Genomic DNA, 8,408 nt, shown 5'->3' with positions numbered 1-8,408 from the left:
GCGACAACCTCTATCTGAATTAAATCATTAGACCTTGTGAATAGGTTTAATAATTTAAAACCAGAAAAAATCTGGTTAATAATAATATACGAGGGCGCATTTCCGGAACAAAATTCTTCATGAAGTAGGCTCTTATGTGGAAAAAAGAAGCGTATTCTACTACACTAGGAAATGGGTCTATCAGGAATAATTTTAAATAAACTTTTTCAAGGGATTGGGTATCCCGGTTATCCGATCCTGTTTATTCGGTTTATGAACCCTCCCTTTGCATCGTAGCGCAGGGTTCCAAGGCAGTTATGCTGGGGCAAGAGGTGTACCAGTATAATCCAAGCAGCTATTTAACCGCCTCGCTACATTTGCCGATTTCGGGACAAGTGATAGAAGCTTCGAGAGAAACACCGTATTTAAGTCTGCAGATTCTATTCGATATGAATCAGATGCTTGATGTCATTCAGGTGTCTGGGAAGACCTTACGAGCAAGAGGGGAGGCCAGTCGAGGATTGAAAGTAAGCAGGATGAATGATACGCTCATGGATGCAGTGTTACGGCTTGTGAAACTGGTCGAAGTGCCGGAGGATATCCCATTGCTTGTGCCTTCTACCATTCGGGAGGTCATTTATCGGATACTTCAAAACGATTGCAACACGTCTTTGATACAATTTGCAGCCACCGGAAGCCATGCACAACGAATCGCAAGGGTCGTCGAGATGCTTAACCGCGACTTTGCTCAGCCCCTTCGTGTAGACGAATTGGCAGCAGAGGCTCGAATGAGCTCCTCGTCTTTGTATCATTATTTTAAAGAAGTCACTGGGATGAGTCCGATTCAGTTTCAAAAGCATCTTCGATTGCAAGAGGCACGCCGCCTGCTCTTTTCTGGATCGATCGATGCGGCGGAAGCTGCGATTCAGGTTGGATACGAGAGCCCATCGCACTTTAGTCGGGAGTATGCGCGGATGTTTGGGCTGCCACCAGTCCGGGACGTTCACCGTTTACGCAGCTTCCTTATTGACGAAATAACGGGAGATTCTTAATTATATTCTTATTTTTATTCGTTACAACTTGTGTTGAATGGTTTGTGTATGTCATGAAAAAGGTAGTTTACTTTAATAGTTTTGAATATCTTCTGGACGTTTATTTCATATACAGTGGCTTATCTCTTGATTTATGTATATTATCGAATTTGATCAAACGAAACATTATCTAAACTAAAAATCCAGTCTGACTCTTATAGGAGTAGGGTACCAAGAAGCCGGCTACACCTCTTAATATGGTGAAAACCGGCTTTTTTAGGAGATTTTCTCCCTATTATTACACATCAGGAGATTCTTCAGAGTTGGATTTGAGCCTTTCAAAAAATAGGGGGCTTGAACAATTAGAAAAGTAGGTATTCTTCTGATTGGATTATCTTTATTATCGTTATCTATTATTTTAGTTGTATCGGAAGTTATTGTAGCTATATATCATATCAGTCAATGCTATGTTAATGGTTTAGATTATATTTAGTTAAAATTGATTTAAAGGGCCAGTTTGTTGAATATCGTATTGACAGTAATGATCTGCCTGGTTGAGCTAAGCTTTAGCGGGTTCGTAGGTTACAAGGAGGGAACCATCCGTAAGTGTTTTGACGTCCACGAGATGGAAGTCTTTCTGCTCCTTAAGATTGTCAAACAAATGCTCGCCTACGTTGACCACCACCGGGTGCACGAGTATCTGATATTCGTCAATAAGATTTGCGTTTGCAAGGGATCGTACGAGCGTTGGACTACCGAAAATAACCATATCGCCACCGTTAGCATTTTTTAGGTCCTTAATTTGCTCTTCTATATTACTGCCGGTCAATTGTTTTGGAGCTTCAAATTCTCCCCATTTTAGCTCGTCGAGTGGGCGGTCGCCGGTTACAACTAGTTTGTGGGCGTTGTTTATCTTTTCACCCAGGCGTGAACCTACATCGCTGACGTTTGGCCAGTCATTAATAGACGGCCACTTTCTAGAGAGGTCTTCGTAGGTTACGCGGCCAAGCAAAATGGTATCAGCTGTATCGAACGTATTTAATAGATACCCAGAACCCTCCTCCATGGTGGCTTCAGTTGTCCAGACCATGAAGTTGGTTTTGTCCTCGCGTGGGTCGCCAGTGACAACTCCATTAAAAGTACTGTGAATGAATAGAATGATTTTACGCATTAACTATCGTCCTTTCTCTTTAGGTTTTAGAATTGTATAAACTCATAATATTATCATTACGCATGTTACGTTTCTTATATTTTGCTATCTTAATATTTTTATACCTATCACAGCCCTTGTTGGTTCAATATGATTTACTTAACAAACTGGCGCTTTTCTGAAATAAGGAAAGTGTCTTTCTTCATGAAAAGAGCTATTTAATGGAGCAAAGCATATTGAGCTAATGACCCTTTAATTAAAGAAGAAATACCTATACAGAAATATAAAAAACTTTAGCATATCTACTTTATGAAACTTTTCATATTTTTACTCGTATAGGAATAAAAGATGTAACGGAAGGAGTGTTTGCATGTCAGACCCATTTTTTATGGAAGATCCTATGTTTCAAATCGTCCCTATTTTTATTGGAATTATTTTTGTGATAGTGATCGGCAGTATTTTATTTTCAGTTTCCAAAGGGATTGATCAGTGGCACAAAAATGAGCAGTCTCCGAAACTAAGAGTGCCAGCTAAAGTTAAATCAAAACGAGCAGATATCTCCAGAAGGGCAAATGTGCATCATCAACAAGACAACCATCACCATCATTCTTCAAGCACTCATACAAGATATTTTGTTACTTTCGAGTTCGAAAGTGGTGATCGTTCGGAGTTCCATGTTTCGGGTAAAGAGTATGGTCTACTTTCTGAAGATGACATTGGTATATTAAACTTTCAAGGGACTCGATATTTAGGCTACGAGAGGAAAAAAGTGAAGAAAGAGAATACTTAAGCAGAACGACGCAAAAAAACTCTTCTTAGTTATCCTGCTTTTACGTGAGGAATAGAAAAAGGGTAAGTAAAAGTAGTGTTTTCCTTTGCTTAAATTACTAATCGAACTTCACAATAAATAACGATATTTCATAATTTCAGTAATATAAGGATCTTAGTAATTAAAAAAAGGGCGCTTATCTGTGGTAAGGTAAGGGTATTTTTTTTGAAAAAAAAGATTGAGTTAGGTTTCTTATTTTAAAATAATTGGTATTGAGACATCGGGCAAAAATACGGAAAAAGACCAAGAGTTAAAAAGGGGGAGAATTGTTTGTGGATGGTATTTGGTTAAAATTATTTCTAGTGTTAGCCATTTATGTACTATTGCTCTTTTTATTTGATAAAGTTATGAGGAAGTTGCTTAAAGTTGAAAAAAAGAAATTTTTTTCATATAACTATTTGAATGATAAACATAAAAAAATAGATTGGACAATTAGGCTTATTTTTATTGTGCTTCTATTTATCGGTAATTTTATTAACGTCACGCGCGACCCTTTAGAGAGCATTTGGTTTTTGGAAACTCATGTCCTTTTATTTGTATTTATAATTGCGTCTGAAACGACTAGAGCAATTATGGAGAAAAGATTTGCGGAAAATAAAAATGATTATATTTTTACGACTCTTCAATTAGTGTTTATGTCAATATCATTTCTTTCACTGTTTACTACTAATTTTTTTGGGTGGTTTAGATAACAAAAATTTTCAACAATCTGGAATTGAAGGATTATATCAAAGAGTCGAATGATAGAGTAACGTCTCGTAGGGCTCTCTCTTAGTAAATAGCACTTGAATTAGTAAGGATAATAGTTGTTATAAGCTCGGTAAAAAGGAGTAAGAATTTACCGTATCAGTTCGGCTAACGAAAGCCTACCGAGGGGGTGGGAATTTCAAAAAGAGAGGGAGTATATCAACACACGTTTAAGGGAATTAGATGAAGTAGTGTCTGGATTGAGAAAGCATAATCACAAGTGGCAGCAGCAATAGAAGAGAAAAGGGAGCCAAAATAACTAACATGAAGGTTGCTGTAAGCAGAGAAACTAGAACTTCTAAAGACACAGAGAAGCAATTAGATATTGCATTAAAGGTGTGGAAGAGACACACTGCGGCAATATGAGGACCTGAGATTAGAGACAAAACAGAAAAAGAGAACTGACCAAAACGTGAAAAATATCTATGAGCTTACACTCCTATTTACTCAAAAATAGCAAATACATACAATTTATCTAAAAATAGGAACTTAACATTATTATCCAAAATGATTCTATTTAACTAATATATCCTATGATATTATGAAATTGTCGAGAAATTTAAATTGGTTGTATTTCTTCTATGTTATGAGCTACTAAGATATGAAAATTCCTATCTTTGAAGACTCTTTTTAAGAATGAAATTTTCCATTATAGTTTTCACTTCCTTCGGTATCACCATCAATTTTATTGGGATAATCAAAAACGATTTAAGAAAATTATCCTATTAGGCATAAAATATCATATTACAAATTTAGTATCTTTTGGTAACTAGATTATTTTCCATAATTCATTGATTTTTACTCCTTATTTCTTACTTTCATTTATTTTTTTCAATATGTTTATGATTTCCTCATTTTGTTCAGTAATTTTTTTTGCTTTTCCATCTATAGTGAAGAGGGAAACAACAATCACTATTATCAAACCAATAATTAAAAAGCCCAATAGTAATCCTCCTTTCATTTCTATCTCATTGTTAATCATTATATAGGAGATGAATTGTATTGAAATCAAACTTTATCTATATTTTAGTGGCTATTGCAATAGTAACATTTTTTCTAATTCAACAATCTGAGAATAATACATCTCATGAGAGTATGGAGAATAGCACCCATTCTAGCAATACTCCAATTCATTTTATTGATTTTTATAATCTATATTATGCACTTTTATCAAAAGAACTTATAGGAAACCCACCAGAAAAGGATAAGATTAAAGATATCTTATCGAAAGTTAAAATTGGTGATTTAATTCGAGATAATGACACTACAAACTTAGTTAATATTTGGTACTATGTTGAAATTTCTAAACAGTATGATCATGATTTGAAATTCCAAAAAGAAATAATTAATTATTTAAAAGATTATCAATTAAATGAGGGCCCTTTTGTACTTGATCTTAATGATAAAAGGAAAATTGATACTCAGAATCCTAATGATAATATGTCAATAATACTCCCTACTGTCATGACTATAGATATCTTCAAATCTTTTAAAGAACCAATTCCTAAAATAGATTCAATAAATACCTGGTTATTAAACACTCTAAAAGAAAATAGTAATATTACGGAAAATACAGAAGAACAAGAAGGCAGTTATCTCTATATGCTATTAGACTTAGCTGAAAAGCTAGGTCTCGAAGAAAAGATTAACTTTAATGACTATATTAAAAATTACAATTCGAATTTTGAAAATAATGCAAATTTATCCCTAGAGAGAATTGATACTTTTTTCAATCTTAATGAATTAAAGAATATAGAAAGCTATCAAAATATATTTAATGATAAAACTGCCTATGAATATATAAGGTCACTTCAATTAGAAAACGGTTCATTTAAATTCGAAGGTTCTGAACCTGACATCTTGGCTACATATTTATCTATTAAAAATATAAATAGACTTAATAAAGAAGTTCCCAGCAAAGATAATACAAATGGATATTTAGAAGAGGTAATTGAAGATAGTTTGCCAAATCAAAATGAAAGGAGTATAGAATATTAATAAGGCTTGCAGTCTTCTTTTATATAAAATTTTGTTGGAGGGATATTAAAATTATGAAAATTTTCATTAAAAATTCATTTGTCCTTTCGATAGTAAGCGCTGGAGTTCTCTTAATTCATACGACAAATGTAGCTGAAGCCAATAGTAACGTTGTAAAAACGAATGAAATAAAGGTAGAAAATCAAACAATTGAAGTAGAAACAATTAATGATAATGGAGTTGAAATACAAGTTATTAAGACTGATGTTAAGGAGGCAGATAAGGAGAAGATTGCTAAGGCAATAGAAGAAAAGTATACACCAGATGAGAAAGTTTCTTATGATAAAAAGACCTCACTTTATAAAGTAGAATCCGAGGATATTGCTTCTACAGCATCTTGTCTTTTCACCGACACAACCGGTCCTGTATATGGTTATGATCGGGATGGTAGAACGACAAATAAAGTAACTACTTGTAGAAACCATAATGACTTTATAGGGACACGTACTGTTGGAACAAATAGAGGAGGTGCTATTGAAAGTCATTTCTTTGGCTCAGGAAATGCAGATAAAATATATCTTCTTGCATCGTATAGTTGGAGTGGGATAGGAATTACAAGTATCAGTTTCCCACCAAGTGTAGGATTTGGCAAAGTTGGTTCAACTGTTAACTGGAAATCGTCCTCTATAACAGGTACTTGGTTAGGAAAAACAATACATGAAGAGGTTAGTGCAACTGCATTTGGAAATATAAGCTATATGGACATAACCTCTAAAGCAGAAATTTACAAAGGCAGTTATATTTATAGGCCGTCCAAATTAATTAGACATTACTAATATTTAGTAAATGTAAAAAAGTTAGTAGACATTTATAACCGGACTTCTTTCTTAGAGTAAAGAAAGCTGGCTTATTATATGATATGTCTGTTGCTTAAATAAGAATTATGAATGCTAAAAATATTAATAATAGTAATTTTAATAAAAGAGCTCCTAAATCAGGAAGCTTTTTTTATATATTGGCAAAAAGTAAATATATATTCATAATAATTATAAAAATACTTTGGGACGAGATAGTCTCCAGAGTATTTTTTATTTAACCTTTCATTTTTGTTTTTACAAGGTTGCTAAAATTAGAGTATCTTGTATATCTTATCCCAACATATAAATGAAATTTTTCTTGTAAAAAGCAGAAGGAACCAATAGATTATTAATATGTATATATGAAAGCCAAGGAGTGATGGAATATGATCCAAGCGTTGCTTATTTTTTTATTACAAATTATATACGTCCCTGTGTTGACCATCCGAACTATCCTTTTGGTAAAAAATCAAACAAAATCAGCAGCGGGTGTAGGATTATTAGAAGGCGGTATTTATATTGTAAGCTTAGGCATCGTTTTTCAAGATTTATCTAATGTATGGAACATCACTGCTTATGTCATTGGATTTAGTATAGGCTTATTACTAGGCGGCTATATCGAGCGAAAACTAGCAATTGGATATGTTACTTATAATGTGAGTTTACTTGAAAAATGCGAAGAATTGGTAAGCGCTTTGCGATCATCGGGGTTTGGAGTTACTGTATTTGAAGGAGAAGGTATTGACTCCATACGTTATCGCTTGGATATAGTAGCAAAACGTTCGCGGGAGAGAGAGCTCTTAGAAATTATAAATAGAAATACACCAAAGGCATTTATGGTTTCCTATGAACTTCGTTCATTTAAAGGCGGTTATTTAACAAAGGCCATGAAAAAGCGCAAAGGTGTTAAATAGTATTTCTTGTGGGAATTGAAATTAAAATGGAAAAAGTTTACGAAATTCAACGAATTAAACAAGTAATTCAAGAGATAGAGTGTGGAGAAAATAACTAAACTGATTTTAAATAAATATTGTTTAAAAACTATTAATAGCAACAAATATAGGTGTTTTTCTTCAATAATTTAGTATCAACCCTTTATGTGAAATATTCAGACAAAGAAATTTCTCCTTCAGCAAACAGGGCCAGATTGAGGAGCAACATCTTTGAAGAAAACAGAATATAAATGAGATTCAAATGGACTTAAACTATCTTTAGAATAATTGAAGAATAGAATTATGCAATAAGGCATTGGAGAAATGTATGAGGTGTTTTGGTTATAATCTTATTTTTGGCATAGGCTAAAACGAATAAAGATAAGCAATAATAGTAATTAATTTGCTCCTGATGTAGAAGATAATGCTAATGTTTGTACCCCAAAAATTAGATTTTCACTCTAACTTTTGGGATACATTAATAGTTAGGACATGTATTTACTTTTGGTTTTTGATAAATTTATTGTATTATTCTTTATTAAATGAACTAATAAGGCGATTAAAGGCAAAGTTGTTCCAATGAGTATAGTTACTTCACTATTAAATTTATAGTAAGAATAAGTTATTTAACTCCAATCGGTGAATGGGGAAGTAATTTAACGAATGTTCGTTTGAAGTGATCCAGAGCTTACTTGGTCACGAGAAGAGTGAAACTACAAAAATATATGCTAAGTGGAAAGCTGAGACAAGATTTCTATAGCAAATACTTTTAAATGAATAATTGATCGTTTTGACATGAAAAGGTGCGTTCTCAATTTAGAGTGCCTTTTCATTTTTTTATGGAGTAAAGGATTGAGTATACTCATATATTTGGAAATAGTTAAAATTGATTTAAAGGGCCCGTTT

At 33.3% G+C, this 8,408-nt stretch carries 8 protein-coding genes and 2 pseudogenes; 7 read left to right on the top strand and 3 right to left on the bottom strand.

The annotated features are described in order from the left end of the window. Positions 1-236: 236 nt before the first annotated feature. Together IC621_RS26780 and IC621_RS26775 are read left to right on the top strand one after the other, a co-directional pair. Positions 237-629 (top strand): annotated as a pseudogene (locus IC621_RS26780) (AraC family transcriptional regulator); the annotation flags it as partial. Positions 630-707: 78 nt separating this feature from the next. Then, positions 708-1,031 carry a helix-turn-helix transcriptional regulator gene (locus tag IC621_RS26775; RefSeq protein WP_224752824.1) on the top strand — a complete coding sequence of 108 codons (324 nt, stop codon included), beginning with the start codon at positions 708-710 and terminating at the stop codon, positions 1,029-1,031. A gap of 538 nt (positions 1,032-1,569) precedes the next feature. Here IC621_RS26775 and IC621_RS25840 read toward each other — a convergent pair. Next, a complete protein-coding gene (locus IC621_RS25840) occupies positions 1,570-2,181 on the bottom strand; it encodes a dihydrofolate reductase family protein (RefSeq protein ID WP_191162881.1) in 612 nt (203 codons plus the stop codon). A 349-nt stretch (positions 2,182-2,530) separates the two neighbouring features. Between IC621_RS25840 and IC621_RS25835 the strand changes: the two genes are divergently transcribed. Together IC621_RS25835 and IC621_RS25830 are read left to right on the top strand one after the other, a co-directional pair. Next, positions 2,531-2,950 carry a DUF2500 domain-containing protein gene (locus tag IC621_RS25835; RefSeq protein ID WP_191162879.1) on the top strand — a complete coding sequence of 140 codons (420 nt, stop codon included), beginning with the start codon at positions 2,531-2,533 and terminating at the stop codon, positions 2,948-2,950. 311 nt (positions 2,951-3,261) lie between these two features. Then, positions 3,262-3,681 carry a DUF4181 domain-containing protein gene (locus tag IC621_RS25830; protein ID WP_318153124.1) on the top strand — a complete coding sequence of 140 codons (420 nt, stop codon included), beginning with the start codon at positions 3,262-3,264 and terminating at the stop codon, positions 3,679-3,681. A gap of 860 nt (positions 3,682-4,541) precedes the next feature. Here IC621_RS25830 and IC621_RS25825 read toward each other — a convergent pair. Further along, on the bottom strand, positions 4,542-4,679 hold the full coding sequence (locus IC621_RS25825) for a hypothetical protein (RefSeq protein ID WP_191162877.1): 138 nt from the start codon (positions 4,677-4,679) through the stop codon (positions 4,542-4,544). Positions 4,680-4,738: 59 nt separating this feature from the next. Between IC621_RS25825 and IC621_RS25820 the strand changes: the two genes are divergently transcribed. The 3 genes from IC621_RS25820 (at position 4,739) to IC621_RS25810 (ending at position 7,484) form a co-directional block, all read left to right on the top strand. After that, positions 4,739-5,734, top strand: a complete 996-nt coding sequence (locus tag IC621_RS25820) for a hypothetical protein (RefSeq protein WP_191162875.1) — start codon at positions 4,739-4,741, stop codon at positions 5,732-5,734. Positions 5,735-5,787: 53 nt separating this feature from the next. After that, the gene (locus IC621_RS25815) at positions 5,788-6,549 is read left to right on the top strand and encodes a hypothetical protein (RefSeq protein WP_191162873.1); all 762 of its coding nucleotides are present in this window, start codon (positions 5,788-5,790) and stop codon (positions 6,547-6,549) included. Between the two features lie 407 nt (positions 6,550-6,956). Then, positions 6,957-7,484: a DUF2179 domain-containing protein gene (locus IC621_RS25810; protein ID WP_191162871.1), complete on the top strand. Its 528-nt coding sequence runs from the start codon at positions 6,957-6,959 to the stop codon at positions 7,482-7,484. Between the two features lie 503 nt (positions 7,485-7,987). Here IC621_RS25810 and IC621_RS25805 read toward each other — a convergent pair. Further along, positions 7,988-8,125 (bottom strand): annotated as a pseudogene (locus tag IC621_RS25805) (MFS transporter); the annotation flags it as partial. Between the last annotated feature and the right edge of the window lie 283 nt (positions 8,126-8,408).

Source organism: Metabacillus arenae, assembly GCF_014773385.1.
GTDB lineage: Bacteria > Bacillota > Bacilli > Bacillales > Bacillaceae > Metabacillus_D > Metabacillus_D arenae.
This window is presented reverse-complemented; position numbering and strand designations above follow the sequence as displayed.

What these genes read in the sequence shown, in the direction of transcription:
- IC621_RS26775 (WP_224752824.1), top strand. Translation starts at nt 708, where the DNA reads ATGCTTAACCGCGACTTTGCTCAGCCCCTTCGTGTAGACGAATTGGCA.
- IC621_RS25840 (WP_191162881.1), bottom strand. Translation starts at nt 2,181, where the DNA reads ATGCGTAAAATCATTCTATTCATTCACAGTACTTTTAATGGAGTTGTC.
- IC621_RS25835 (WP_191162879.1), top strand. Translation starts at nt 2,531, where the DNA reads ATGTCAGACCCATTTTTTATGGAAGATCCTATGTTTCAAATCGTCCCT.
- IC621_RS25815 (WP_191162873.1), top strand. Translation starts at nt 5,788, where the DNA reads ATGAAAATTTTCATTAAAAATTCATTTGTCCTTTCGATAGTAAGCGCT.
- IC621_RS25810 (WP_191162871.1), top strand. Translation starts at nt 6,957, where the DNA reads ATGATCCAAGCGTTGCTTATTTTTTTATTACAAATTATATACGTCCCT.